Source organism: Pseudomonas sp. TE4620 (genome assembly GCF_056279045.1).
Genome location: NZ_JBWBQO010000001.1, coordinates 5480369 through 5506933, shown reverse-complemented (window position 1 = coordinate 5506933; position 26565 = coordinate 5480369). Strand labels below are relative to the sequence as shown.

The 26565-nt window shown below is 62.0% G+C and carries 18 protein-coding genes; 13 read left to right on the top strand and 5 right to left on the bottom strand.

The features are described from left to right. The first annotated feature begins 149 nt into the window (after positions 1 to 149). The 3 genes from ACZ9A3_RS25540 (at position 150) to ACZ9A3_RS25530 (ending at position 3647) form a co-directional block, all read left to right on the top strand. Positions 150 to 1436 (top strand): murein hydrolase activator EnvC family protein, encoded by a 1287-nt coding sequence (locus ACZ9A3_RS25540; RefSeq protein ID WP_213602693.1) that lies wholly within the window; start codon positions 150 to 152, stop codon positions 1434 to 1436. A gap of 87 nt (positions 1437 to 1523) precedes the next feature. Then, on the top strand, positions 1524 to 2852 hold the full coding sequence (locus ACZ9A3_RS25535) for a S41 family peptidase (RefSeq protein ID WP_045193911.1): 1329 nt from the start codon (positions 1524 to 1526) through the stop codon (positions 2850 to 2852). A 9-nt stretch (positions 2853 to 2861) separates the two neighbouring features. Next, a complete protein-coding gene (locus tag ACZ9A3_RS25530) occupies positions 2862 to 3647 on the top strand; it encodes a divergent polysaccharide deacetylase family protein (protein WP_476253252.1) in 786 nt (261 codons plus the stop codon). 7 nt (positions 3648 to 3654) lie between these two features. Here ACZ9A3_RS25530 and ACZ9A3_RS25525 read toward each other — a convergent pair whose 3' ends face one another. The 3 genes from ACZ9A3_RS25525 to betT form a co-directional block, all read right to left on the bottom strand. Then, entirely contained in the window at positions 3655 to 8394 is a 4740-nt protein-coding gene (locus tag ACZ9A3_RS25525) for a dermonecrotic toxin domain-containing protein (protein ID WP_476253251.1), read from the bottom strand. 79 nt (positions 8395 to 8473) lie between these two features. Then, on the bottom strand, positions 8474 to 9214 hold the full coding sequence (locus ACZ9A3_RS25520) for a substrate-binding periplasmic protein (protein ID WP_093377071.1): 741 nt from the start codon (positions 9212 to 9214) through the stop codon (positions 8474 to 8476). A gap of 128 nt (positions 9215 to 9342) precedes the next feature. Further along, complete coding sequence (betT, locus tag ACZ9A3_RS25515; protein ID WP_045193915.1) at positions 9343 to 11346, bottom strand: choline BCCT transporter BetT; 2004 nt, start codon at positions 11344 to 11346, stop codon at positions 9343 to 9345. 422 nt (positions 11347 to 11768) lie between these two features. Here betT and betI point away from each other — a divergent pair, with 422 nt between their 5' ends. From betI to selO, 6 genes are all read left to right on the top strand, one after another. Continuing rightward, positions 11769 to 12434 (top strand): transcriptional regulator BetI, encoded by a 666-nt coding sequence (gene betI / locus ACZ9A3_RS25510; protein ID WP_093377074.1) that lies wholly within the window; start codon positions 11769 to 11771, stop codon positions 12432 to 12434. Positions 12435 to 12465: 31 nt separating this feature from the next. Further along, positions 12466 to 13938: a betaine-aldehyde dehydrogenase gene (gene betB / locus ACZ9A3_RS25505; protein WP_045193917.1), complete on the top strand. Its 1473-nt coding sequence runs from the start codon at positions 12466 to 12468 to the stop codon at positions 13936 to 13938. Between the two features lie 176 nt (positions 13939 to 14114). Continuing rightward, positions 14115 to 15806 (top strand): choline dehydrogenase, encoded by a 1692-nt coding sequence (betA, locus tag ACZ9A3_RS25500; RefSeq protein WP_093377077.1) that lies wholly within the window; start codon positions 14115 to 14117, stop codon positions 15804 to 15806. Between the two features lie 226 nt (positions 15807 to 16032). Continuing rightward, positions 16033 to 17775, top strand: a complete 1743-nt coding sequence (locus tag ACZ9A3_RS25495) for a potassium/proton antiporter (protein WP_045193919.1) — start codon at positions 16033 to 16035, stop codon at positions 17773 to 17775. A gap of 39 nt (positions 17776 to 17814) precedes the next feature. Further along, the gene (mscK, locus tag ACZ9A3_RS25490) at positions 17815 to 21165 is read left to right on the top strand and encodes a mechanosensitive channel MscK (RefSeq protein WP_401288620.1); all 3351 of its coding nucleotides are present in this window, start codon (positions 17815 to 17817) and stop codon (positions 21163 to 21165) included. Positions 21166 to 21223: 58 nt separating this feature from the next. Further along, a complete protein-coding gene (selO, locus tag ACZ9A3_RS25485; protein WP_476253250.1) occupies positions 21224 to 22684 on the top strand; it encodes a protein adenylyltransferase SelO in 1461 nt (486 codons plus the stop codon). Positions 22685 to 22694: 10 nt separating this feature from the next. Here the strand turns inward: selO and ACZ9A3_RS25480 are convergent, their stop codons facing one another. Further along, complete coding sequence (locus tag ACZ9A3_RS25480; RefSeq protein ID WP_123564839.1) at positions 22695 to 23180, bottom strand: DUF4265 domain-containing protein; 486 nt, start codon at positions 23178 to 23180, stop codon at positions 22695 to 22697. Positions 23181 to 23289: 109 nt separating this feature from the next. Here ACZ9A3_RS25480 and trxC point away from each other — a divergent pair, with 109 nt between their 5' ends. Continuing rightward, positions 23290 to 23724, top strand: a complete 435-nt coding sequence (gene trxC / locus ACZ9A3_RS25475; RefSeq protein WP_476253249.1) for a thioredoxin TrxC — start codon at positions 23290 to 23292, stop codon at positions 23722 to 23724. On the opposite strand, the gene ACZ9A3_RS25470 is transcribed toward trxC, so the two are convergent. Then, positions 23721 to 24494, bottom strand: coding sequence for a ParA family protein (locus ACZ9A3_RS25470; RefSeq protein ID WP_476253248.1), 774 nt, complete (start codon positions 24492 to 24494; stop codon positions 23721 to 23723). The genes trxC and ACZ9A3_RS25470 overlap by 4 nt on opposite strands. 317 nt (positions 24495 to 24811) lie before the next feature. Between ACZ9A3_RS25470 and ACZ9A3_RS25465 the strand changes: the two genes are divergently transcribed. From ACZ9A3_RS25465 to ACZ9A3_RS25455, 3 genes are read left to right on the top strand one after another with little or no spacing between them, the layout of a single operon-like run. Continuing rightward, positions 24812 to 25528 carry a beta-ketoacyl synthase chain length factor gene (locus tag ACZ9A3_RS25465; protein ID WP_258595935.1) on the top strand — a complete coding sequence of 239 codons (717 nt, stop codon included), beginning with the start codon at positions 24812 to 24814 and terminating at the stop codon, positions 25526 to 25528. After that, entirely contained in the window at positions 25504 to 26316 is an 813-nt protein-coding gene (locus tag ACZ9A3_RS25460) for a lysophospholipid acyltransferase family protein (protein ID WP_045193925.1), read from the top strand. The genes ACZ9A3_RS25465 and ACZ9A3_RS25460 overlap by 25 nt, the downstream gene beginning before the upstream one ends. Further along, entirely contained in the window at positions 26291 to 26563 is a 273-nt protein-coding gene (locus tag ACZ9A3_RS25455) for a phosphopantetheine-binding protein (protein ID WP_010222262.1), read from the top strand. Before ACZ9A3_RS25460 ends, ACZ9A3_RS25455 begins: the two co-directional genes overlap by 26 nt. Positions 26564 to 26565 lie beyond the last annotated feature (2 nt).

Genomic DNA, 26565 nt, shown 5'->3' with positions numbered 1-26565 from the left:
CGTTAGCGACAAGCTGCAAGCCGCAAGAAAGAGCCCATTGACCCGCTTTTCTTGCCGCTTGTGGCTTGCCGCTTGTAGTTAAAGCCGTTTTTTTTGCCGCCTATGGCGGGCATACTAGGCCAGTCTCTATGCCTGGTGCCGCCCACCCCATGTTTCGCGCCCTGATCGTACTCGCCCTGTCTTGCCTGCTCAGTCCGGCTTTTGCCGATGAGCGCGCGCAAACCCAGCAGCAACTGGACGCTACGCGCCAGGACATTGCCGAGCTGAAAAAGATGCTTGGCAAGCTGCAGGAAGAAAAATCCGGCGTGCAGAAAGACCTGCGCTCAACCGAAACCGACATCGGCAAGCTGGAAAAGCAGGTGGAGGCCCTGCAACTCGAACTAAAAAAGACCGAAGGCGAACTGGAGCGCCTTGATACCGAGAAAAAAAAACTCCAGAGCGCCCGCATTGAACAGCAACGACTGATCGCCATCCAGGCCCGTTCGGCCTATCAGAATGGCCGCGAGGAGTACCTGAAGCTGCTGCTCAACCAGCAGAATCCGGAAAAATTCGCCCGCACCCTGACTTATTACGATTACCTGAGCCAGGCGCGCCTGACCCAGCTGCGTAATTTCAACGAGACCTTGCGCCAATTGGCCAACGTCGAAAAAGACATCAACCTGCAGCAGGCCCAGTTGCTGGCCCAGCAAGGCACCCTCGACAGCCAGCGCCAAGAGCTGGAAAAAGTCCGCACCGAGCGTAAAGAGGTGCTGGCCAAGCTCAACAACGACGTCAAGGCCCGCGACCAGAAGCTGCAGGCCCGTGAGCAGGACCAGGCCGACCTGAGCAAGGTGCTCAAGACCATCGAGGAAACCCTCGCCCGTCAAGCCCGCGAGGCCGAAGAAGCACGGCAAAAAGCCCTGCTCGCCGCCCAGGAAGCGGAAAAACAACGCCAGCGCGAAGCCCTCGCCGCCAACAGCAGCGACGCGCCGAAAAAGCCCAAGGCGCTTCCCGGCCCGCTGGTGTCCAGCAGCGGCGAAACCTTCGGCGGGGCTTTTTCTGCTGCACGGGGAAAACTTCCATGGCCCGTCAATGGTCGATTGCTGGCACGCTTTGGCGAAACCCGCGGCGATGACTCACGGGCCAAGTGGGACGGGGTAATGATCAGCGCCTCCCAAGGCAGCCAGGTGCGCGCCGTGCATGGCGGCCGGGTAGTGTTTGCCGACTGGTTGCGCGGCGCTGGACTTCTGGTCATTCTCGACCATGGTAATGGTTACCTGAGCCTGTACGGCCATAACCAGAGCCTGCTCAAGAGCGCCGGCGATGTGGTCAAGGCCGGTGAGGCCATCTCCACCGTCGGCAACAGCGGTGGCCAGGACAGCTCGGGGCTGTATTTCGCCATCCGCCAGCAGGGCCGCCCCAGTGACCCCGCACAATGGTGCCGTGCCCAGGGATAGGCAACACCCCTTATTTGACGGCGTAGCGCAACTTCGGGCTGCGCCGATGCTCTACGGAGCGCTACCAGGATCAGGAGTTCGTTCGACATGCTGCAATCGCCTCGCCTCACCTCGCTGGCCCTGACCATCGCCATGGTCCTCGGCGCGCCCCTGGCCCGCGCGGCCGAGCCGGCCAAGCCCGCCGCGATTCCAGCGACGACGGTCTCGGCACCCTCGGCCAAGGCACCGCTGCCGCTGGAAGAGCTGCGCACCTTCGCCGAGGTCATGGACCGCATCAAGGCTGCCTATGTCGAACCGGTAGACGACAAGACCCTGCTGGAAAACGCCATCAAGGGCATGCTCAGCAACCTTGATCCGCACTCGGCCTACCTCGGCCCGGAGGACTTCCTCGAACTGCAGGAGAGCACCAGCGGCGAGTTCGGCGGCCTGGGCATCGAAGTGGGCATGGAAGACGGCTTCATCAAGGTGGTCTCGCCGATCGACGAGACCCCGGCCTCGCGCGCCGGCATCGAAGCTGGCGACCTGATCGTCAAGATCAACGGCCAGCCGACCCGTGGCCAGACCATGACCGAAGCGGTCGACAAGATGCGCGGCAAGGTCGGCGAGAAAATTACCCTGACTTTGGTGCGCGACGGCGGCAACCCGTTCGATGTCACCCTTGCCCGTGCGGTCATCCAGGTCAAGAGCGTCAAGAGCCAGATGCTCGAAGACGGCTACGGCTACATCCGCATCACCCAGTTCCAGGTCAAGACCGGCGAAGAAGTCGGCAAGGCCCTGGCCAAGCTGCGCAAGGACAACGGCAAGAAGCTGCGCGGCCTGGTCCTGGACCTGCGCAACAACCCAGGCGGCGTACTGCAATCAGCCGTGGAAGTGGCCGACCACTTCCTCACCAAGGGCCTGATCGTCTACACCAAGGGCCGCATCGCCAACTCCGAGCTGCGCTTCTCCGCCGACCCGGCCGATGCCAGCGAAGGCGTGCCATTGGTGGTGCTGATCAACGGCGGCAGCGCCTCGGCCTCGGAAATTGTCGCCGGCGCCCTGCAAGACCAGAAACGCGGCGTGCTGATGGGCACCGACAGTTTCGGCAAGGGCTCGGTGCAAACCGTACTGCCGCTGAACAACGACCGCGCACTGAAGATCACTACTGCGCTGTACTTCACCCCCAACGGCCGCTCGATCCAGGCCCAGGGCATCGTCCCGGACATCGAGGTGCGCCGCGCCAAGATCACTGCCGAGCAGGACAGCGAGAACTTCAAGGAAGCCGACCTGCAAGGTCACCTGGGCAACGGCAACGGCGGCGCTGACCGTCCGTCGGGCAAGGCCGGCAGTGCCAAGCCACGCCCACAGGACGATGATTACCAGCTGAGCCAGGCCCTGAGCCTGCTCAAGGGCCTGAGCATCACCCAGGGTAAATAAGGCCAGTCGATGCGTTACCTGCTGTTGGCCCTGTTGTACCTGATGAGCGGCGTCGCCCTGGCGGCGCCCGCTCATGGGGGCAAGGCCTACCTGACACTGATCATCGACGACCTGGGGCAGAACCCTGCGCGCGACTCACGCACCCTGGCCCTGCCCGGGCCGGTGACCCTGGCGATCATGCCCGATACCCCGCATGCCACCGACTTCGCCCGCCAGGCCCATCGCGCCGGCAAGACGGTGATCCTGCACATGCCCATGGACCCGGCGACCGGCCCCTACGCCTGGCACCCCGGCACGCCGCTGCCGGAGCTGGAACGACGGCTGAACGCGGCGCTCGACAAAGTCCCCTATGCCGTCGGCATCAACAACCACATGGGCAGCCGCATGACCGCCGAGCCTGCGGCTATGGCCTGGTTGATGGGAGAATTGCAGCGCCGCGGCCTGTTCTTCGTCGACAGCCGCACCAGCGCCGCCACGGTAGCCGCCAAATCCGCGCAGGACATCAGCCTGGCCAGCGTCTCGCGGGATGTCTTTCTCGATGACGTGCGTACCACCGACGCCATTGCCGGCCAGCTGCAACAGGGCATCGCCCTGGCGCGCAAGCAGGGCACAGCAGTGCTGATCGGCCATCCTTATCCACAGACCCTGGAGGTGCTCGAGCGCGAACTGCCCAAGCTCAAGGCCCAGGGCATCGAATGGATCGAAATAGCGCAGATGATCGCCGAGCGCGGCAACCGGGCGATGCCGGCTCACGGCAAGCAGGGCCTTTACAGCCCTGCTCGTGCGGCCCAGTGAGCCTTCGTCAATCCCAGGGAAGGATTCGTTCGAGCTGACTGGCCTTCAGGTCTGCCCGATAGATCTCCAGGAACTGCTGGTTAGTCTTCGCCGCCTGCAACTGTGTCTCGCGTCCCCACGTGCGCTCGGCCCAGAGTTTCAGATGGCCTTTGCTGAACTGACGCCGGTTGGCGGCCTGGGAGCTGTAGTGCAGATGCACTTCCCATAAACCGCTGTCCCGCACAGGCCCTTGCGCCTTGCGCACCTCATAGACATCCAGGTAATCGTCAGCTGCCAGCCTCTTGCGCTCAACGGTCCTGGCGATGGTGATCTGCCCTTCAGCGTGAAGGTAGGCAAGACTTTCACCCGTCGGTCGACTGCTGGCCAGATGCAGCGTCTTCAGCAGAGTGCGCTTGCGCTCATTCAAGTGGCTGATGCTCTGCTCCACAGTTGCTCGCAATGCACTGTCATTGGCTGCGGCGTCTGTGCCTTCAAGCATTTTGGCTACGCGCTGAAGTTTCTCGACATGACGTTCGATGACAAAAGACAAGCTGTGTGGTTCGTTCGAGGCGATGTAGCGCTTTGCCAGGGCGATTACACCGGCAACCTCGGTGTTCAGGCGCGGAGCCTGAGTACGTGCCTGCGCCCGCTCACTGGCGGTCACGGGCGCAGACTCAACCGGGAGCGTGGCCTCCACCACTTCGACCCAGACGTCACCCTGCTGGTGGTAGGTGCCAAGCACCTTTTTGCTCACGGGGTCACGCTGCTCGACCACTGGCTCGCCGAGCAGTTGCGTCTCTTCGCCGACCAGTGTTTTGCCTCCTCGCAAATGAACCACTCGACGCATGCCGGTCCGTGGCTTGTACGGCAAACGCTTGAACGGTAGCGGGGTCTTCCATTGCTGCTCGCGAACGGCCGCCTCCAGCTCAAGCTCCGCCGTCGCTTTAACCAGCCGCACCTGCTCCTTGTAATAATTGAGTGCCTGCTTGTTTACCGCCACACCACCAAAGCGCTCAAGATAGTCGACCATGGTCAAGGCATTGGCATACTCACTCTGCACGCTTTGCAGACCGCTGATGGTTTCTTCTGAGGTAAAGTTGCCGCTGATCAATTCATCCAGGGTACTGCCTGCACCGCTGACGGACTTGCCAATCAGGTAATCGTTGGTGGAAACAAGTGTCTGCTCATCGGCGCCAGACAGTCGTTCCAGCGAGAGCTCGGCAAGGTCCCTGATCAGGTCTGTTCTCAGTTGCAATGTTGTCACTGAGCGCTGACCAACAATACTGTGGACCTGCTCCTGCTTGCCGTCATAGGCAATAGTGCCGTCGTTCAATGTATTAATCAGCAGCACGTCCAGTTTTTCCATTATCTCCTGTATACGCAGCTGCAATGGCACCACAGCCATATGCCTTGCTCGGTAGGTGTTGTACACCGCCGCCTGTTCCGGGGTTGCCGGCAAGGTTACTATTTGTTTGCGAAGCGCAGCTAACTCATCGAACCTGGCCAGCAATATCAGTTCATCATGGACCAACACATAGTTCCTGAGGAGCTGCTTGCGCACCATGCCCCGTCGCTGTTTCATCGGCCTTGCCGTGACTTCAGGCATGAATTTGGCGTACTTCGGCGTGAGCAGCTCTTTCATGCTGACCTCCACCTTCAGGTCGATATTGATTGACTGTTCCAATGTGTCGATCAGCGCCCTGCGTGTCGTGTCCAGCATGCCCTTCTTATCAGCAATCTTCATACCTGTACTGTCGAGCAATGCGCTGAGACCTTCAGTGGTATCACCTTGATCAGTACGCGCCTGCAAGCTATCGCGCAGGTTCAGCAACCTCTGCAACTCACTCGAATGCTCCGCCATCGATGCCCACTGCGGTGTTATCTTGGCGACCAGTGCATTGTTTTTCAGGTCCAGTTCACCGATCTCGGACTGCAGCTTGCTGACCGCTTCCTGGTTGGCGTCCTGTTGCCCAGCCACTCGCCGCTTGGGGCCCCCTCCTCTGAGCCGCAGCTTCAGATCAAACTGCCACGAATTGTTGTCCAGGGTCAGCCAGGGGCCAGTCTGGCCTTGCTCGTCGACCACCTGCTCCCCTTGGGCGTCCGCCCTGACGGCATAAACATGACCTTCAATCGACGCGTAGTATCGTTCCCCAAGCAGGTAAAGCCCCCGGTACGGCCCTTGGCTCAACGGCGAATGATTCTCCAGTGAAGTCGCTGAGCGGTAACTGGAGAGCGGTCGAGGATAATCCGTCGGGCTCAGCTTGAGCCCCCGTGGCCCATACCAGGAAAAGTCCAGCTCCAGGTCCGCTTTCCCCCGCAGAGCAGCGCGCGGAAAGGTTTTGCCCTGGACAGCATTGACCCGGGGGAGGGAGGGAATGACCCGGCGCCGCGGACCAAAGACCGGAATCTCACGTTTGTCTGCGGCAACTGGCGGCTCGACCTTCGGCAGGCTGGCGTGAAACAACACCATGACCAGGTTGAGCAGCAGATCGACCACTGCCGTTGATTTTTCGAACTCATTGCCATTTTTCAATGCATCTGCATCTGCATGCACCGTCAGCGCACCTTGAACGAGCCAGGCAAGCACAGCCGCTGGGCCCCGTAAAAACGGCGTCGCCACGCTGAACAGCAGGTTGAACAACAAGCCTACACCCTCGAGCAACATCGCCCAGCGGTCTTCGGCATTGGAGATCGTCTCGCGCTCGGCCAGCTCCACCAGCATCTGCGTATTGGCCATGTACAAGTTGGTGTCCGCCCCCGGTTGCCAGCCCTGCAACTCCAGCTGTGCCGGCTGAACGGGCTCCAGCTCCAGTTGAGTATCGAGAACAGGCCGAAGCAGATGCGGCTCCTGGAAACCGCCATTGGCATATACCCGCTGAGCGTCGCTGCTCATCCAGGCCAAAATGCCTTGCTGCAGCCCCTCGTCTGCCAGGATCTGTTCAAGCAACGCCTGCTGGTTGGCAAACTCCTGGAAAGGCTTTTCAGCGCTCATTGGCCGGTAGAGCACGACCTTTCCCGCAGCGTGCGCCGAGATAAACACAAAGGTATTGGTCACTCGATCGGCTTCGCTGGCAGCCTCCTCACGCTTGAACGCCAAAGGCGCCAACAGGCTTTGACCCTCACCGCTGTCCGCTCGAAAGAACGCGACAACACGCTGGTAACCGGTTTCAGACAGCGCTCCATCGATCTTGGCCTTGAGCGCAAGGAGCGGCAACTGGCTTGCCTGCTCCATGGCAAACAGGCTAATCCGCTCAACGTTCTGCTCCGCATCCTGAAGTTTTTTGCTCAGGTACTGGGGGTAGGTGCGACCGAGATCTGCACGCTGGACCAGCGCTTTCAGGTAATCGGTAGTCAACCAGGACCATAGCTGCTGGTCGGTTTTATGCGTGATTTTTTCCAACCTGGCGCCCTTGGCCGAGCCCAGGTTGCCAATGGCAAATTCAGTCAGGGACAATCGCTTGATCTCAACACTCCCTGACGATGTACCCGCAACCCCGCGCGCCAACCAGAACTCCAGCACCAGGTCATCGGCGTCATAGTTAGCCTCGCTCGGATGGTCAGCGCGCATCAGTTCCAGCAGGGACTTGCGCGTGAAGGCGCGTAGATCAAGGATGCCATCAAGGGAGGATTTGCCGTTGGAGCTGGCTTGCGCGACCAGCAGATCCAGCACCCGCGCACGGTACTCCAGTCGATCAGCCAGGGAAGCTTGACGTAACCATTGCGGCAGTTCGGATTCGCCCTGCCGTAACTGCAAGAGCCGGTAAGGATGTGCGCTGAAGAAAGACGCTGGATCGGTCAAGGCAGCGTACCCCTGCTCCAGCTCGACTACGGTGCTGAAATGCCGCCCGTTCACAGGCTCCAGACCTTCAAGCAGCAAGTTCAGGAGCACTGCCCCCTGCATCGCGAACATGTCGGTTGTGATGGGGTATCGATCCCAACCGAATGAATCAAGCTGATACTCAAGGGCCAGCCCATCACTCAGGCTTTGGGCCATGCTGTCCAGCGAATCAAAGGCATCGATACGCCCACTGGGCTTGCACAACAGAACGATGTTGCGATCGGCCAATGTCAGTGTCACCAACAGGTCCGGCAGCAACTGCTGGTAACGGGCCTCGCCACTAGCCACCGTGACATCAAGCACAAAAACTTCAGGCACCCCGCTGGGATTGTGCCACTTGGTGCTATTACTCGCCGCCAACAGCGCATAAATGCAGTTGCGCTGCTCATCATCCAGGCCTTGTGCTTCAACCCCGCTGGCCAGGGCGGCCTTGAGCATGTGACTCACCTCCTGCAGAGGCGTACCCCCCGAACGGCTTCGCGCCTGCCAGAAGTCGACCTGGGCGCGATGAAGAAACGGCTCGACATTGGCCAGCAGCTCATTGAGCGCGTCAGTGACCAGGGTCAGATCAGGAAGTCTGTCCAGACCACCGGCCAGGTCGCGGTCATAAATGGGTCGGGGCGTAGGGGTAAAGCTCAGGAAACAATTGGTCAGCTCAACCCCGGTGAAATTGAAGGTTGATTGCGAGATGAGCTTTTCGAGAAAGACTTCGGCCAGTGACATTGTCGTCAATGTGTCGAGATCTTCAGGCTCTCGCGTACAGAGATAAATCTCTCTTGACTCGCGCAGTTGCGGGTAGCTTTTGTCGATTTCGGGGTATTGCTTGGCCAGCCGCTGCACCAATTGCTGATGCACTACAGCGCGCAGCGTTGGCCGGGAAGCAAACGCCAGACCGACAGTTTGCTCAAAGGAGTCCAAGGCGATGGTCATTGTCGTTGTCTCTGGGTAAGGGACCCGTGACGATAACGACACCTATCGCATTGCCTGCGTTAACTATTGCTCAGGACTTTTACAGGTAACGAGCGAACACCTGCTCGACAAAGCCGTCGCGGCGCATCTGCTCAAGGGCCTGCTGCAGTTTGTTCACCACCTCGTCCGGCACTTCGCGGTTGAGCGCCAGGTACAGCTCGGCACCGTGAAAACGCAGCACCGTCTTGAGCTTGCTCACACCTACCTGACGCGCCAGGTAGCGACCAGCCGGATCGCCACTGGCCCACAGGTCGATTTCGCCGTTCAGCAGTTTTTTCGCGTTGTCACGGTCGCGCAGCACCAGTACCGGGTTAAGGCCTTGCGCGGCCAGGTACTCGGCGATCGCATCACCCTTGTAGGCCCCGATGCGGTAACGCTTGGCCTCCTGGAGGTTGCTGACGGCAATCGGACTGCCTTCGGGGGCCAGCAAAATCCAGTCATCCGGCCCCAACGGCCCGACCCACTTGAACAGCTTTTCCCGCTCCGGCTGGCGGGCCATGACGAATACGCCGTAGCCGGGCGTTTGCAGGGCCTGCTCGTAGATGCGCTGCCAGGGGAAGCGCAAGGTCATGCTGTAGGGCACCCCGGCGCGCTTGAACATCTCGCGCACCAGGTCCGCGGCAATGCCGTTGATGCCATCGTCACGGGCGAAGCTCTTGCCGTTGATGGCCATGTTATAGGGCGGGAAGTTTTCGGTGAGCAGCACCACAGGCTCGCTGGCGCGGGCGAGGTGGCTGAACGACAGGCAACTGCACAACAACAGGACAAGACGCTTGAACATGATGGCACCGGGCTCCTTGGCAACGCCAAGAGTGCCGGGGCCTGCTGCGCCTGTCCAGTCTGCACCGGTATCACAACAAAAAGGGCCCTGTTCCTGCGAACAGAGCCCTTGCGGTGCATCAGCCGTTGTCAGCTATAGACACGCCCCAGCAACTGGCGGTGGCTTTCGAACTGATCGAGCACATCACGGGTGATCTGCTCCGGGGTGAAGCCCATCAGGTCGTACTCCTGGCTGCCATTGTGCAGGTACACCTCGGCGCGGTAGAAGCGCTGGCGCACTTCCGTCTCGCCTTCCACCGGTGCCTCGCTCGGCGCGGCCAGGTAACCGTCCAGGCTCACTTCATAAACGAACGGATTGCCTTCTTCCATGTCGATGCGCAGGCCCATGGCCGAGCGCGACTGGCCGACCCGGGTCTGCACCTGGAAGCCCAGGGTCTGCAACTGCGCAGCCGCTTCCTTGAGCGCCGGGCTGACGCGCTTGTCCATGAAGCGCTGAACGATGGCCTGGGTTGGCTGCAGGTCCAGCTGGCTCAGGCGCTCGCTGAAACCGCGACGACCACGGGCAGCCAGTTCGGCCTGCTCCTGCTCGACCTGGCTGTCCTGCTTCATGGCCTTGTACAGGCCGAACATGAACAGCACCAGCACCACCGAGAACGGCAGCCCCGCCAGTACCACCATGGTCTGCATGGCCTGGAAGTTACCGGCCAGAAGCAAACCGATGGTGACCACGGTAATGATCGCCGACCAGAGGATACGCAGCCAGTTCGGTGCATCTTCGTCGACATGGCCGCCTTTGCAGGAAAGGTTGGCCATCATCACCGCGCCGGAATCGGCCGGGGTCAGGAACAGTACGAAGCCAACGAAAATCGCGACACCGACCACGATCTTGGCGAACGGATAGTGCTCGAGCAACTGGTAGATCGACATCGCCGGCTGTTCCAGCGCTGTTCGCCCAAGCTCCACCGCGCCCTGGTTCATGACCAGGTCCAGCGCCGAGTTGCCGAAGATCGACAGCCAGGCCAGGGTGAAGCCCAGCGGGATCAGCAGTACGCCGGCGACCAGCTCGCGCACGGTACGACCGCGCGAAATGCGGGCAATGAACATACCGACGAACGGGCCCCAGGAAATCCACCAGGCCCAATAGAACACGGTCCACAGGCCCAGCCAGCGCTCGGACTTGTCACTGTCGCCTTCATAGACGTACAGGTCGAAGGTCTTGAGCACCACGCCGTTGAGGTAGTCGCCGATGTTCTGCACGAAGCTGTTGAGCAGGTGCAGGGTCGGGCCGTTGAGCAGCACGAACAGCAGCAGGCCGCTGAACAGGATGATGTTGAGGTTGGACAGGCGGCGGATGCCGTTCTCCACACCCGACACGGCGGCGATGGTCGCCACGGTGCTCATCACCAGGATCACGATCAGCAGGTTGGTGTCGCTGTGCTGCATGCCGAACAAATATTCCAGGCCCGAGGATACCTGCATCGAGCCAATGCCCAGGTTGGTCACCAGGCCCAGCAGGGTCACGAACATGCCGAAGATATCGACAGTGTGGCCTGCGGCGCCCTTGACCCAACGCTCGCCGACCAGCGGGTACAGCGCCGAGCGCAGGGCCAGCGGCTGGTTGTGGCGGTAAGCGAAGTAGGCAACGGACAGGCCGACCAGGGCATAGATCGCCCAGCCATGCAGGCCCCAGTGCAGGAAGGTCAGCTGCAGGCCTTCACGGGCCGACTGCAGGCTGGCCGGTGCGCCTTCAGGCGGGTTGAAGTAGTGATCCAGCGGCTCGGACGCACCGAAGTACAGCAGCGAGATACCGATACCGGAGGAGAACAGCATCCCGGCCCAGGCACCGTAGCTGAAGTCCGGCTTGTCATCCTTGCCGCCAAGCTTGAGCTTGCCGAAGTTGGAGAAGGCCAGAACGATGACGAACAGCAGGTAGCCGCCAATCACCAGCATGTAGTACCAGCCGAAGCTACGCGACAACCAGGCCTGAGCCTCGTTCAGCACGCGGCCGGCGGTTTCGGGAACTGCGATCAGCAAGGCAGTCAACAACAGGATCAGCAACGTCGAGGTGAAGAACACCACGCTGTTGACCCGGACCCTCTCGGCAGGGGTCTTGATTAGGGAGGCAGAACTCATTGCACATATGCTCCGGGCAGTGCGAGAGAAACACGAAACAATCGTTACCCGAGCAAATGGTGCAATAGCCCCACAGCTGCAGGTGTTATAAAAGCACCTTGAAAAAACCGTGATCCCGAATCGATTGCGTTGAAAAAAACAGGCCGAAAACCCCGTCCCGAGGGTTGGCCGCGCGGTGCTATACCGCTCGGCAGATCTGTTCAACGCGCCGTTTACACCCGTCAACACCTTGTATTCCGGGGGTTCCACGTCTTTTTGGGGTGCCAATTTGTGCAAACCGCAGGTAGGAAAAACCTGTCAATTGCACAGATTGTCGCAGAGCTTATTCTTTGTTGATTGAACGTTCAATCAAAACAAAATAGACTGGCCTTCGCCGAGGCAGCCGCTCGTCGACTGCTCGCAGGCCTGAGGAGATTTGCAAGATGCCCAAGGTCGGTATGCAACCCATCCGCCGTCAGCAGTTGATCGAAGCCACGTTGCTGGCCATCGACCAGGTCGGCATGGGTGACGCCAGCATTGCGCTGATCGCCCGTTTGGCCGGTGTGTCGAATGGCATCATCAGTCACTACTTTCAGGACAAGAACGGCCTGATCGCAGCGACCATGCGGTACTTGATGAGCGTGCTGAACGAGAACGTCGTCGCCAACCGGCAGGCGCTCAAGGACAACAGCCCGCGCGCCCACCTGCAGGTGATCATCGAAGGCAACTTCGACGCCAGCCAGGTCAACGGCCCGGCAATGAAAACCTGGTTGGCCTTCTGGGCCTCCAGCATGCACCAGCCGTCTTTGCACAGGTTGCAGCGGATCAACGATCACCGCTTGTATTCCAACCTGTGCTGCCAGTTCCGCCGCGCCCTGCCGTTGCCAGAAGCACGCAGCGCGGCCCGCGGGCTGGCAGCCTTGATCGACGGTCTGTGGCTGCGCGGTGCGCTGTCCGGAGACGCTTTCGACACCGACCAGGCGAAACAAATCGCTTACGAATACATGGATTTACAACTGGCGAAACAGACGAGCCCGGACACGCAAAACCAGGCCTCTGAACCACCGCGCGTCGCGATTGCCAAACAAGCAGGAGCGCTGCACGGATAGCCAAACACACATATGCACTTGCGAGGACACTATGGCCCGTTTCGAACTGCAAAAACTCTACATTGATGGTGGTTATGTCGACGCTTCCAGCGACGCTACCTTCGACGCCATCAACCCGGCCAACGGCGAAGTCCTCGCCCAGGTGCAACGCGCTACCGAAGCCGATGTCGAGCGCGCGGTAGAAAGCGCCGAACGTGGCCAGAAAGTCTGGGCAGCGATGACCGCCATGCAGCGTTCGCGCATCCTGCGCCGCGCCGTCGACATCCTGCGCGAGCGCAACGATGAACTGGCCGCCCTGGAAACCCTGGACACCGGCAAGTCGTACTCCGAAACCCGCTACGTCGACATCGTCACCGGCGCCGACGTGCTGGAATACTACGCAGGCCTGGTACCGGCCATCGAAGGCGAGCAGATCCCGCTGCGCGACAGCTCGTTCGTCTACACCCGCCGCGAGCCGCTGGGCGTGACCGTCGGTATCGGCGCCTGGAACTACCCGATCCAGATCGCCCTGTGGAAATCCGCACCAGCCCTGGCAGCCGGTAACGCGATGATCTTCAAGCCGAGCGAAGTCACCTCGCTGACCACCCTGAAACTGGCCGAGATCTACACCGAAGCCGGCCTGCCAGACGGCGTGTTCAACGTCCTGACCGGCAGCGGCCGCGAAGTCGGCACCTGGCTGACCGAGCACCCGCGCATCGAGAAAATCTCCTTCACCGGCGGCACCACCACCGGCAAGAAAGTCATGGCCAGCGCTTCGAGCTCGACGCTCAAGGAAGTCACCATGGAACTGGGCGGCAAGTCGCCGCTGATCATCTGCGACGACGCCGATCTGGATCGCGCCGCCGACATCGCCATGATGGCCAACTTCTACAGCTCGGGCCAGGTCTGCACCAACGGCACCCGCGTGTTCGTCCCGGCCTCGATGAAAGCGGCTTTCGAAGCCAAGATCGCCGAGCGCGTTGCGCGCATCCGCGTTGGCAACCCTGAAGACGAAAACACCAACTTCGGCCCGCTGGTCAGCTTCGCCCACATGGAAAGCGTGCTGGGCTACATCGCCAAGGGCAAGGAAGAAGGCGCACGCGTTCTGTGCGGCGGCCAGCGTCTGACCGAAGGCGAATTCGCCAAGGGCGCATTCGTGGCACCGACCGTGTTCACCGACTGCCGCGACGACATGACCATCGTCAAGGAAGAAATCTTCGGCCCAGTGATGAGCATCCTCTCCTACGAGACCGAAGAAGAAGTCATCCGCCGTGCCAACGACACCGAATACGGCCTGGCCGCGGGCGTCTGCACCAACGACATCAGCCGCGCCCACCGCATCATCCACCAGCTGGAAGCCGGTATCTGCTGGATCAACGCCTGGGGCGAGTCGCCAGCCGAAATGCCGGTTGGCGGTTACAAGCAATCCGGTGTTGGCCGCGAAAACGGCGTGAGCTCGCTGGCTCAGTACACTCGTATTAAATCGGTGCAGGTGGAACTGGGTGCGTACAACTCGGTTTTCTGAGGTGACACGTAGCCAGATGCTCTGAAGCCTCAAGCTTCGAGCTGCAAGCTGCAAGTAAAAGCCGGTGCGCGTTATGCCAACCGGCACTTGCAGCGCCCACTAAATCGCGAGCCTTGCACGACCGCTTTTTCTTGCGGCTTGTAGCTTGAGGCTTGCAGCTGCTTTCGGAGAAAGCCATGGAATATGACTACATCATCGTCGGTGCCGGCTCTGCCGGTAACACCCTGGCGACCCGCCTGACCGAAGACGAAGGCGTTACCGTCCTGCTGCTCGAGGCCGGTGGCCCAGACTACCGCATGGACTTTCGCACCCAGATGCCAGCCGCGCTGGCGTTCCCGCTGCAAGGCCGTCGCTACAACTGGGCCTACGAGACCGACCCGGAGCCGCACATGGACGGCCGCCGGATGGAATGCGGTCGCGGCAAGGGCCTGGGTGGCTCGTCGCTGATCAACGGCATGTGCTACATCCGCGGCAACGCCATGGACTTCGACGGCTGGGCAAAATTGCCAGGCCTGGAAGACTGGAGCTACCTGGACTGCCTGCCGTATTTCCGCAAGGCGGAAACCCGCGACATCGGCGCCAACGATTATCACGGTGGCGAAGGCCCGGTCAGCGTCACCACGCCTAAAGCCGGCAACAACCCGCTGTTCCACGCCATGGTCGAAGCCGGCGTACAAGCCGGTTACCCGCGCACCGAAGACCTCAACGGCTACCAGCAGGAAGGTTTCGGCCCAATGGACCGTACCGTCACGCCTAAAGGCCGTCGCTCCAGCACCGCCCGCGGCTACCTGGACACTGCCAAAAAGCGTTCGACCCTGACCATCGTCACCCACGCCCTGAGCGATCGCGTGCTGTTCGACGGCAAGCGCGCTGTTGGCGTGAGCTACCTGGTCGGCGCCAGCGAAGAGCGCGTCGAAGCCCGTGCGCGCAAGGAAGTGATCGTCTGCTCCGGCGCCATCGCTTCGCCGCAACTGCTGCAGCGCTCCGGCGTTGGCCCGCGTGCTCTGCTCGAAAGCCTCAACGTGCCTGTGGTTCACGACCTGCCGGGCGTGGGCGAAAACCTGCAGGACCACCTTGAGCTGTACCTGCAGTACGCCTGCACTCAGCCGGTATCGCTGTACCCGTCGCTGCTCTGGTACAACCAGCCGGCCATCGGTGCCGAGTGGCTGTTCAAGGGCACCGGTATCGGCGCCAGCAACCAGTTCGAAGCGGGCGGTTTCATCCGTACGCGCGAAGAGTTCGAATGGCCGAACATCCAGTACCACTTCCTGCCGGTAGCGATCAACTACAACGGCAGCAATGGCGTACAGGAACACGGCTTCCAGGCCCACATGGGGTCGATGCGCTCGCCTAGCCGCGGCCGTATCCAGCTGAAGTCGAAAGACCCGCGCCAGCACCCGAGCATCCTCTTCAACTACATGGCCACCGAGCAGGACTGGCAGGAATTCCGTGACGGCATCCGCCTGACCCGCGAAATCATGGCCCAGCCTGCACTGGACGCCTACCGTGGCCGCGAAATCAGCCCGGGCGCCGACGTGCAGACTGACGAAGAACTGGACAAGTTCATCCGCGAGCACGCCGAAACCGCGTTCCACCCGTCCTGCTCGTGCAAGATGGGCGACGACGACATGGCCGTGGTCGACGGCCAGGGCCGCGTGCATGGCATGCAGGGCCTGCGTGTGGTCGATGCCTCGATCATGCCGATCATTATCACTGGCAACCTCAATGCCACCACGATCATGATCGCCGAGAAAATCGCCGACAAGATCCGCAACCGCCAGCCGCTGCCACGCAGCACCGCCAAGTACTATGTCGCCAACGGCGCGCCGGTCAAAGGCAAGGCGATGCGTGAGGTCAAGCAGGCCTAAGCCTTTTTCGCGGGGCAAGCCCGCTCCTACCTGTGGGAGCGGGCTTGACCCGCGATGAGGCCCGCAAGTAGCAACACAATAAGGCACTCCAAGGAGTGCTTTTTTTGTCCCCGCGATTAACCCTTTACAGCCCGCCAACCCCTCAGGTTAGAATCCTTGGCACGCGACCTGCTTGATATTCGAAGCAAACCGCCCCTCCTTCCTGCTTTTCCCCGGAGTACTGCCTTTGGATGCGTCCACCATCAATAGCCTGTTCTTGATCGGCGCATTGCTGGTAGGTGCAAGTATTCTGGTCAGCTCACTGTCATCGCGCCTGGGCATCCCGATCCTGGTCATCATCCTTGCGGTCGGCATGATTGCCGGGGTCGACGGTGGCGGCATCATCTTCAACAATTACCCGACCGCCTACCTGGTGGGCAACCTGGCGCTGGCGGTGATCCTCCTCGACGGCGGCCTGCGCACGCGGGTGGCGAGTTTCCGCGTGGCCCTGTGGCCGGCGCTGTCGCTGGCCACAGTCGGCGTGCTGATCACCACCGGCCTGACCGGCATGGTCGCCGCCTGGCTGTTCGACCTGAGCCTGATCCAGGGCCTGCTGATCGGCGCCATCGTCGGCTCCACCGACGCCGCAGCGGTATTCTCGCTGCTCGGCGGCAAAGGCCTGAACGAGCGGGTGACGGCAACCCTGGAGATTGAATCGGGCAGCAACGACCCGATGGCGGTGTTCCTCACCGTGACCCTGATCGAGATGATCGCCAGTGGCCAGACCGGCCTGCACTGGAGCCTGCTCACCCACCTGCTGCGCGAGTTCGGCATCGGCGGCCTGCTGGGCCTGGGTGGCGGCTGGCTGCTGCTGCAACTGGTCAACCGCATCAACCTCGCCGGCGGCCTCTATCCGATCCTGGTAGTGGCTGGCGGCCTGGTGGTGTTCTCGCTGACCAACGCCCTGCACGGCAGCGGCTTCCTCGCCGTGTACCTGTGCGGCCTGGTGCTCGGCAACCGGCCGATCCGTAGTCGCCATGGCATCTTGCACATGCTCGACGGCATGGCCTGGCTCGCGCAGATCGGCATGTTCCTGGTCCTCGGCCTGCTGGTCACACCGCACGACCTGCTGCCCATCGCCCTGCCGGCACTGGGCCTGGCGCTGTGGATGATCATCTTCGCCCGGCCACTGTCGGTAATCGCCGCCCTGCTGCCGTTCAAGGCTTTCCATGGCCGCGAAAAAGCCTTTATTTCCTGGGTCGGCCTGCGCGGCGCGGTACCGATCATTCTCGCGGTGTTCCCGCTGATGGCCGGGCTGCCCGATGCGCAGCTGTTCTTCAACCTGGCGTTCTTCATCGTATTGGTCTCGCTGCTGGTGCAGGGCACCAGCCTGCCGTGGGTGGCCAAGCTGCTGAAAGTGACAGTACCGCCAGACCCGGCGCCGATCTCCCGCTCGGCCCTGGAAGTGCACATCACCAGCGAGTGGGAGCTGTTCGTCTATCGCCTGGGCGCCGAAAAATGGTGCATCGGCGCCGCCCTGCGCGAGCTGAAAATGCCCGAAGGCACCCGCATCGCCGCACTGTTTCGCGGCCAGCAACTGCTCCATCCGTCGGGAAGTACCACCCTGGAAGTCGACGACCTGCTCTGCGTGATCGGCCACGAACACAACCTGCCGGCCCTCGGCAAGCTGTTCAGCCAGGCACCGCAGCGAGGCCTGGACCTGCGCTTCTTTGGTGACTTCGTGCTCGAAGGGGACGCAGAACTGGGGGCTGTAGCGGCGTTGTACGGTTTGCAGCTCGACGGTCAGGACCCGCACACGCCACTCAGCCGCTTCATCGCGCAGAAGGTTGGCGGCGCGCCGGTGGTCGGCGACCAGATCGAATGGAACAGCACCTTGTGGACGGTTGCAGTGATGGAAGGGAACAAGATCCTCAAAGTGGGCGTCAAATTCCCCGAAGGTACTCGACCCGGCCCAGGGTTGTTCCTTTAAACTCCGTTCTTCGCCTCTGCCTGTACGAATTTTCTGCCTATGTCCCTGCGCACGTTTTTAAGCGCAGCCCTGATCGGGCTGTGCCTGTCCTTCTCCCCGGTGTGGGCGGCGGAACCGCCGACCACGGCAGCGATCCAGAAAAGCCTGGACAAGATCGCCGAACGCAAGCTGCCCGAGGCTGAACAGAAAGCCCTGCAGCAGGTGCTCGAAAAGACCCTGGCCTTCCTCGGCAACAAAGAGGACAGCGAGAAGAAGCTCGCCGCGCTCAAGCACCAGCTCAACGACGCGCCGCGCCAGACCAGCGAAAACCAGCGCGAGCTGGCCAAGCTCAAGGACAGCAAGGTGATCCCGGTCACCCAGCGCTACGCTGCCTCCAGCGTGCCGCAGCTGGAGCAATTGCTGGCCGAGCGCACCACCGAGCAGGGCGAACTGCAAAAAGCGCTGTCCGAGGCCAACAGCCTGACCATCACCGCGCAGACCCGCCCCGAACGGGCCCAGGCAGAAATCAGCGCCAACCAGACCCGCACCCAGCAGATCAACACCAGCCTGAAGATCGGCAAGGACGGCGGCAAGCCGCTCAGCGCCGACCAGCGCAATCAGCTCAACGCCGAACTCGCCGCGCTCAACGCCCTGACCCTGCTGCGCCGCCAGGAACTGGCCGGCAACAGCCTGCTGCAAGACCTGGGCAACAGTCAGCATGACCTGTTGATCGAGCGCGCCGCGCGCCTGGAACAGGAGATCCAGGACCTGCAGACGCTGATCAACCAGAAGCGCCTGGCCCAGTCCCAGCAAACCGTCACCGAACAGTCGATCGAAGCGCAGAAAGCTGGCGGCAGCACCCTGCTGGCCACCGAAAGCGCCGCCAACCTCAAGCTCTCCGACTACCTGCTGCGCAGCACCGACAGCCTCAACGACCTGACCCAGCAGAACCTCAAGACCAAGCAGCAGCTGGACAGCCTGACCCAGAGCGACCAGGCCCTCGACGAGCAGATCAGCGTGCTCAAGGGCAGCCTGCTGCTGTCGAAGATCCTCTACAAGCAGAAGCAGGCGCTGCCGCACCTGAAGCTCGACCGCGACCTGGCCGACCAGATCGCCGACATCCGCCTGTATCAGTTCGAGATCAACCAACAGCGCGAGCAGATCAGCAGCCCGAGCAGCTATGTCGACAAGCTGCTCACCGCGCAACCGCCCGAGACCGTCACCCCGCAACTGCGCAAGGCCTTGCTGGAAGTGGCGATCACTCGCAGCGACCTGCTCGAACGCCTGAACCGTGAACTGAGCGCGCTGCTCAACGAATCGATCACCTTGCAGTTGAACCAGAAGCAACTGTTCAGCACCGCACAAAACCTGCGTGCAACCCTTGATGAGCAGATGTTCTGGATTCCCAGCAACAAGCCACTGGACCTGGAATGGCTGCGCAGCGTGCCCGAGCGCCTGCAAAAACAGGTTGTCAGCCTGCCTTGGGGTTCAGGCCTGCGCGAGCTGACCGACGGCCTGGCCCAGCGCCCGTTGCTGTTCCTGCCGTTGCTGTTGCTGATCGGCACCCTGCTGTGGCGGCGCAAATACCTGTATGCGCGCCTGACCAAGGTTCACCAGGATGTCGGCCACTTCAAGCGTGACAGCCAGTGGCACACGCCCCAGGCGATCCTGATCAACATCCTCCTGGCCATGCCCCTGAGCCTGGGTCTGGCCCTGTGCGGCTATGCCCTGCAGGTCGACGCCCGCGGGCAGAACGCCAACCTCGCCTCGGCGCTGTTCCAGGTGGCCCAGGCCTGGCTGGTGTTCTACACCGCCTACCGGATACTCGCCCCGGGCGGCGTGGCCGAGCTGCACTTTCGCTGGGAAAAGCCCCAGGTCGAATTCCTCCGTGGCTGGATCCGCCGCCTCGGCACCGTGGTCCTGGCCCTGGTCGGGGTGGTGGCGGTGGCCGAACATCAACCCTCGGCGCTGGCTGAAGACGTGCTCGGCATCGGCGTGGTGCTGACCTGCTATGCGCTGATGGCCTGGTTGCTCAGCCGCCTGCTGCTGAGCAGTCCCACCCACCGCAACACCTCGCTGTTTCGCAAGGCCGTGGGCGTGGCCTTTACCGCGTTGCCGGTGGCGCTGTTCATCGCCGTGTGCTTTGGCTATTACTACACCGCGCTCAAGCTCACAGACCGCCTGATCGATACCCTGTACCTGCTGATGTTCTGGCTGGTGATCGAAGCCGCCTTCGTCCGCGGCCTGGCCGTGGCTGCCCGGCGCCTGGCCTACCAGCGGGCGCTGAGCAAGCGCCAGGCGGCCAAGGAAGGCCTGGATGGCGAAGTGCTGGTCGAAGAGCCGACCCTGGACATCGAACAGGTCAACCAGCAGTCGCTGCGCCTGATTCGCCTGGCCCTGCTCGGCGGCTTCATCGCCGCCCTGTACTGGGTCTGGTCGGACCTGATCAGCGTGTTTGCCTACCTCGACAACATCACCCTGTACGAGTACACCAGCGGCACCGGCGCATCCATGAGCATGGTGCCGATCAGCCTGCGCGACCTGCTGGGCGCACTGGTGATCATCGGCATCACCATTGCCCTGGCCGGCAACCTGCCGGGCCTGCTCGAAGTACTGGTGCTGTCACGCCTGAACCTGGCCCAGGGCAGTGCCTACGCCACCACCACGTTGCTGTCCTACGTGATTGCCGGGGTCGGCTTTGTTTCCACCCTGTCAGCCCTGGGCGTCAGCTGGGACAAACTGCAATGGCTGGTGGCGGCACTGTCGGTGGGCCTGGGCTTCGGCATGCAGGAGATCTTCGCCAACTTCATCTCCGGGATCATGATCCTGTTCGAGCGCCCGGTGCGCATTGGCGACACCATCACCATCGGCAACCTCTCCGGCACGGTGAGCAAGATCCGCATCCGCGCCACCACCATCACCGACTTCGACCGCAAGGACATCATTGTCCCGAACAAGACCTTCATCACCGGGCAACTGATCAACTGGTCGCTGACCGACACCATCACCCGGGTAACCCTCAAGCTCGGCGTCGACTACGGCTCGGATCTGGACCTGGTGCGCACCCTGCTGCTCAAGGCCGCCAACGACAACCCGCGGGTACTCAAGGAGCCGGCGCCGATCGTCTACTTCCTGAACTTCGGCGAAAGCACCCTGGACCACGAGCTGCGCATGCACGTGCGCGACCTGGGCGACCGCAACCCGGTGCTCGACGAGATCAACCGCTACATCAACAAAGAGTTCAAGAAGCAACACATCAACATCTCCTTCCGGCAGATGGAGATCTACCTGAAGAACATGCAGGGCCAGGAATACAAGATGGTCCCGGTGGAAAACCTCGACAAGACCGTGCTGCCAAACGCCAGCAATGGCGAGAAGCCCGGCGACGAGGCCAGCGGCAAACCGGCCTGACTGGACGCCAGCGGCCATACCCTTGCAGAATGCTCAGGTTTTCTTCAGGAGATGGCCGTTGAAAGCCCTCGACGAACTGACTTTCGATAACCGTTTCGCCCGCCTGGGCGATGCCTTCTCTACTTCGGTGCTGCCCGAGCCGATTGCCGAACCGCGCCTGGTGGTCGCCAGCGAGGCAGCGATGGCGCTGCTCGACCTTGAGCCCACCGAGGCCCATTCGCCGATATTTGCCGAACTGTTCAGCGGCCACAAGCTGTGGGCCGAGGCCGAACCGCGGGCTATGGTTTACTCCGGGCACCAGTTCGGCTCCTACAACCCGCGCCTTGGCGATGGCCGCGGGCTGTTGCTGGGCGAGGTGCGCAACGACGCCGGCCAGTCCTGGGACCTGCACCTCAAGGGCGCCGGGCAGACGCCTTACTCGCGCATGGGTGATGGCCGCGCCGTGCTGCGTTCATCGATTCGCGAGTTTCTTGCCAGCGAGGCCCTGCCGGCCCTGGGCATCGCCAGCAGCCGCGCGCTGTGCGTGATCGGCTCGAGCACGCCGGTGTGGCGAGAAACCCAGGAGCGCGCGGCCATGCTGCTGCGCCTGGCGCCGAGCCATATCCGCTTCGGGCATTTCGAGTACTTCTACTACACCCGCCAGCCCGAGCAGCAGCGCATCCTCGCCGAGCACGTGCTCAACAGCCACTTTGCCGAGTGCAAGGACGAACCCGAGCCGTACCTGGCGATGTTCCGCACCATCGTCGAGCGCAATGCCGAGCTGATTGCCCGCTGGCAGGCCTATGGTTTTTGCCACGGGGTGATGAACACCGACAACATGTCGATTCTGGGCATCACCTTCGACTTCGGCCCCTACGCCTTCCTCGACGACTTCGACGCCAATTTCATCTGCAACCACTCCGATGACCAGGGCCGCTACAGCTACAGCAACCAGGTACCCATCGCCCACTGGAACCTCAGCGCCCTGGCCCAGGCCCTGACGCCGTTTATCAGCGTCGAAGCGCTTAAGGAAACCCTGGAGCTGTTCTTGCCACTATACGAGGCCCATTACCTGGACCTGATGCGCCGACGCCTGGGCCTGACCCAGGCAGAAGACGACGACAAGCTGCTGATCGAGCGCCTGCTGCAATTGATGCAGCCCGGCGCGGTGGACTACACCCTGTTCTTCCGCCATCTCGGCGACCAGCCTGCCGAGCAGGCCCTGCAGGTGGTGCGCGACGACTTCATCGATCTGGCCGGTTTTGACCTGTGGTCAGCCGATTACCTGGCGCGCCTGCAGCGCGAACCCGGCAACGCCGAGGGCCGGCGCGAGCGCATGCATGCGGTCAACCCGCTGTACATCCTGCGCAACTACCTGGCCCAGCGCGCCATCGAGGCGGCCGAGGGGGGTGACTACGAGGAAGTACGCCGCCTGCACCAAGTGCTGAGCAAACCGTTCGACGAGCAGCCGGGCATGCAGGCCTACGCCCAGCGGCCGCCGGAATGGGGCAAGCACCTGGAGATCAGTTGCTCGTCGTGAGGCTTACGCCTCAGCTGTCGAGCCACCAGTTGAGCAGGGTTTCATCCTCATCATCGTCCAGGTTGCGATAGATATTGGCGTAGTACCACTCGACACCGGTGCATTGGCGAAAGCGGTCGAACACTTCACGGATGGCTGCAAAACCGTTACGCGAGGGGATGGCAAGAGTCAGGTTGCCCTTGTAACGACCATCCAGAGTACCACCGAGCAGCGTCTGCACTTCGTCTTGCAGCGTGTCGACAGCCTCCTGGGGCAGGTCGTCGGCATAGATATGAATGCAGAAGTTGCCACCGCGCTGCAGCACTTCGGCACGCTGGTCCGGGTGGTTGATGCGGATGGTGTCGCCACGAGCCAGGTCGAGTGCCAACCCTGGTGACGACAGCAGCTCAAAGGTATTGGCATCGATCTGACGGACCGGCACGCTCTCGAAAGCTGGTTCGCCATTGGATCGGAAATCGACAAAAATGCGGATATGCGCTGAATGCTGGCAATCCATCGGGCACTCCATGGCCGGTGTACAAGGCACACATGCTAAACCATTGAACATAAAGGCGCGGGCTTGAACCGCGGACGACCGTAAACCGGTCGCAATTCCCGGAGCTGTCATGACTGACCCACTACTTATCCCCTGCCCCCACTGCAACGGCCTCAACCGCATCCCCGGCGAGCGCCTCGGCGACAGCCCTAAATGCGGCCGCTGCAAGAAACCGGTGCTGCTGAGCACGCCGTTCGATCTGCAACAGGGCGATTACGCCAGCCAGATCAAGGGCGACCTGCCGTTGCTGATCGATGTCTGGGCCGACTGGTGCGGGCCGTGCAAGTCGTTTGCGCCGATCTTCGCCCAGGCCGCCGCTCAGCTGAACGGGCGCTGCCGCCTGGCCAAACTGGACAGCGAGGCCAACCAGCAACTGGCCGGGCAATTGGCGATTCGCTCGATCCCCAGCCTGGTCCTGTTCAAAAACGGCCGGGAAGTGGCGCGCCAGAGCGGTGCATTCCCACTCCAGCAACTGCTGGAGTGGCTGCGCAGCCAGGGCGTCTAGGCGTTTTCTTCGAGCAGAGCGTGCAGCTCGACAAACTGCTGGGTCAGTTTATGCCGAGGCTCCAGGTGAATCAGCGGCAGGCTGGCCTGGTGTGATTCGCGCATCTTCACCGAACTGTTGAGGTACACCGGCAGCACCGGCAGGCCCTCGGCGATCAACTCGTCGAGCATCTGCTGGGGCAGGCTGGCGCGGGCCTGGAACTGGTTGACGACGATGCCTTCGACCTGCAGCTCTTCGTTGTGATCGTCCTTTAGTTCTTCGATCTCGGCCAGCAGGCCATACAGGGCCTGGCGAGAGAAGCTGTCGCAATCGAAGGGGATCAGCACACGATCGGCAGCGATCAGCGCCGAAACCGCATAAAAATTCAGCGCTGGCGGAGTGTCCAGGTAGATCCGGTCGTAGTCCTCGTCCAGCTCATCGAGCAGTTTGCGCAGCTTGTTGATCTTGTGCTTGGCCTCAAGCTTGGGCTGCAGTTCGGCAAGCTCGGCGGTGGCGGTCACCACATGCAGGTTGTCGAAGGGCGTTTCGTAGATATCGACCTTGTTCTTCTTGGCAAACGGCCCGGACGACAGGGTCTGCTTGAAGAAGTCGGCAATGCCCATGGGAATGTCCTCGCCGGTCAGCCCGGTGAGGTACTGGGTCGAATTGGCCTGGGCATCCAGGTCGATCAGCAGGGTCCGATAGCCTTCATTGGCACTCACCGCTGCCAGGTTGCAGGCAATGCTCGACTTGCCAACGCCACCTTTCTGATTGAATACCACGCGCCGCATGGAAAGACCTCCGTGTGTCTGGGGATGAGCGAGTATGTGCGGCCAATGACGGCTTGACCAGCCGCCAATGGCTCAAGTTTTCGGCGATCCGACCGAATAAACAACACCGCCATTGGTCGGGAAACCTCGGATCGGTCCGACGAATCTTCGGGACCGCTGTCTGTTGCAGACGACAATCCGTACAACCAATATTTGCTACACACCAACTCCACCGGGATAATGCGCGCCACTCGGCGATTGCGCCACACCCCTGTCAGGTCGTTGTTCCGAGTCACTCCCTCGGCAAGGAAGTCCCTCAGGGCGGGAAGTACAGCTAAGTGATCACATTCAATATCAGCCAGTGGCGCGCGTGGGCGCCAGGCCTGCAGACGGCTGCCGATTGGCAGGCCTGGAGCCAGGCACAGCACTGCCCGGCAGTGGCTGAACAGGCACCGGATGTGTCGTTTTTGCCGGCCATGCAGCGCCGGCGCCTGAGCCGACTGGCGCGCATGGCCTTTGCCGTGGGCTGGCCATTGGCCGAAGGAATGCAGGATTTGCCGCTGGTGTTCGTCTCCCGGCATGGCGAAACCCCACGCACCTTCGAGATACTCAGCGACCTGGCCAACGAGCAGCCGCTGTCGCCAACCCAGTTCAGCCTGTCGGTACACAACGCGGTGATCGGCCTGTGGTCGATCATGCGTGGCGAAACCAGCGAAATGACCGCCCTGGCCGCTGCCGGTGACGGTTTCGAACACGGCGTGATGGAAGCCGCCTGCCTGCTGCGCGAAGGCGCCCCGGCAGTGCTGCTGATAATCACTGAAGAACAGCCGCCCGCGGCCTACGGCCCGTGGATCGATGACGTGCCGTTTGCCTACGCCCTGGGCCTGCTGCTGACGCCTGGCGACGACTGGCAACTGACCCTGGGCGATAACAGCGCCGGCTCAGCCGCGAGCGAACCCCATGCCCTGAGCTGGTTGCGTTGCCTGCTCAAGGGCGAAAGCACCTGTACCCACACCTGGAAGAGTCGCACATGGAACTGGCAACGCAAGCCATAAGCAGACCACGCGACGCCTATTACTGGCGCCTGCTCGCCACCGCCGTCAGCTTCCTGCTGTTCGGTGTCGGCGGCCTGTGCCTGCGCCTGCTGGTGTTCCCGCTGCTGGCCTGCCTGCCCGGCGACGGCGTACGCCATCGCCAGCGCGCGCGGCACACCATCAGCTGGCTGTTCTGGCGTTTCATTCGTTTCATGGCCGCCAGCGGCGTGCTCACTTATGAGGTCAAGGGCGCGGAAAAACTCGGCCGCCCGGGGCAGATGATCATTGCCAACCACCCGTCGCTGATCGACGTGGTGTTCCTCATCGGCCTGGTACGCCAGGCCAACTGCGTGGTCAAGCAGAGCCTCTGGCACAACCCCTGCACCCGCGGCCCGGTGCGTTCGGCCGAATACATCAGCAACGACGGCAGCATGGACATGCTCGACAGCGCCGTCGGCGCCCTACAAGGCGGCCAGACCCTGATCATCTTCCCCGAAGGCACGCGCACCCAGCCGGGCCAACCGCCGGCCTTCCATCGCGGCGCAGCGGCCATCGCCCTGCGCGGTGCGCAGATCATTACCCCGGTAACCATCAAGGTCACCCCCAGCACCCTGACCAAGGCCGAACCCTGGTACCGCATACCCCAGCGCCGGGTGCATTTCAGCCTGCAGGTCGGTGCCGACATCGACCCGCAGGCCTTCGCCGCACAAGGCCCCGCCCCGCAGGCCTCGCGCAAACTCAACGACTATTTGCATCAGCACTTCACCAAGGAGCTCGCCGAAGATGAGCGATCCACAGAACACCCTTAACCACGACATCAAGCTGTTGATCATCGACGCCCTGGGCCTTGAAGACATCAGCGCCCAGGACATCGGTGACGAGCAGACCCTGTTCGGCGAAGGCCTGGGCCTGGATTCGGTGGACGCCCTCGAACTCGGCCTGGCGATCCAGAAGAAGTACGGCATCAAGATCGACGCCGACGCCAAGGACACCCGTAACCACTTCACCAGCGTGGCCAGCCTTGCGGCTTTCGTCACCGCCAAACAGGCAGCCTGAGA

Excerpts from the sequence above, each read along its gene's own strand:
- ACZ9A3_RS25480 (WP_123564839.1), bottom strand. The coding sequence starts at position 23,180 with ATGGATTGCCAGCATTCAGCGCATATCCGCATTTTTGTCGATTTCCGA.
- ACZ9A3_RS25470 (WP_476253248.1), bottom strand. The coding sequence starts at position 24,494 with ATGCGGCGCGTGGTATTCAATCAGAAAGGTGGCGTTGGCAAGTCGAGC.
- ACZ9A3_RS25525 (WP_476253251.1), bottom strand. The coding sequence starts at position 8,394 with ATGACCATCGCCTTGGACTCCTTTGAGCAAACTGTCGGTCTGGCGTTT.
- trxC (WP_476253249.1), top strand. The coding sequence starts at position 23,290 with ATGACTGACCCACTACTTATCCCCTGCCCCCACTGCAACGGCCTCAAC.
- ACZ9A3_RS25520 (WP_093377071.1), bottom strand. The coding sequence starts at position 9,214 with ATGTTCAAGCGTCTTGTCCTGTTGTTGTGCAGTTGCCTGTCGTTCAGC.
- ACZ9A3_RS25535 (WP_045193911.1), top strand. The coding sequence starts at position 1,524 with ATGCTGCAATCGCCTCGCCTCACCTCGCTGGCCCTGACCATCGCCATG.
- betA (WP_093377077.1), top strand. The coding sequence starts at position 14,115 with ATGGAATATGACTACATCATCGTCGGTGCCGGCTCTGCCGGTAACACC.
- betT (WP_045193915.1), bottom strand. The coding sequence starts at position 11,346 with ATGAGTTCTGCCTCCCTAATCAAGACCCCTGCCGAGAGGGTCCGGGTC.
- ACZ9A3_RS25530 (WP_476253252.1), top strand. The coding sequence starts at position 2,862 with ATGCGTTACCTGCTGTTGGCCCTGTTGTACCTGATGAGCGGCGTCGCC.
- ACZ9A3_RS25460 (WP_045193925.1), top strand. The coding sequence starts at position 25,504 with ATGGAACTGGCAACGCAAGCCATAAGCAGACCACGCGACGCCTATTAC.
- betI (WP_093377074.1), top strand. The coding sequence starts at position 11,769 with ATGCCCAAGGTCGGTATGCAACCCATCCGCCGTCAGCAGTTGATCGAA.
- ACZ9A3_RS25455 (WP_010222262.1), top strand. The coding sequence starts at position 26,291 with ATGAGCGATCCACAGAACACCCTTAACCACGACATCAAGCTGTTGATC.
- betB (WP_045193917.1), top strand. The coding sequence starts at position 12,466 with ATGGCCCGTTTCGAACTGCAAAAACTCTACATTGATGGTGGTTATGTC.
- ACZ9A3_RS25540 (WP_213602693.1), top strand. The coding sequence starts at position 150 with ATGTTTCGCGCCCTGATCGTACTCGCCCTGTCTTGCCTGCTCAGTCCG.
- mscK (WP_401288620.1), top strand. The coding sequence starts at position 17,815 with ATGTCCCTGCGCACGTTTTTAAGCGCAGCCCTGATCGGGCTGTGCCTG.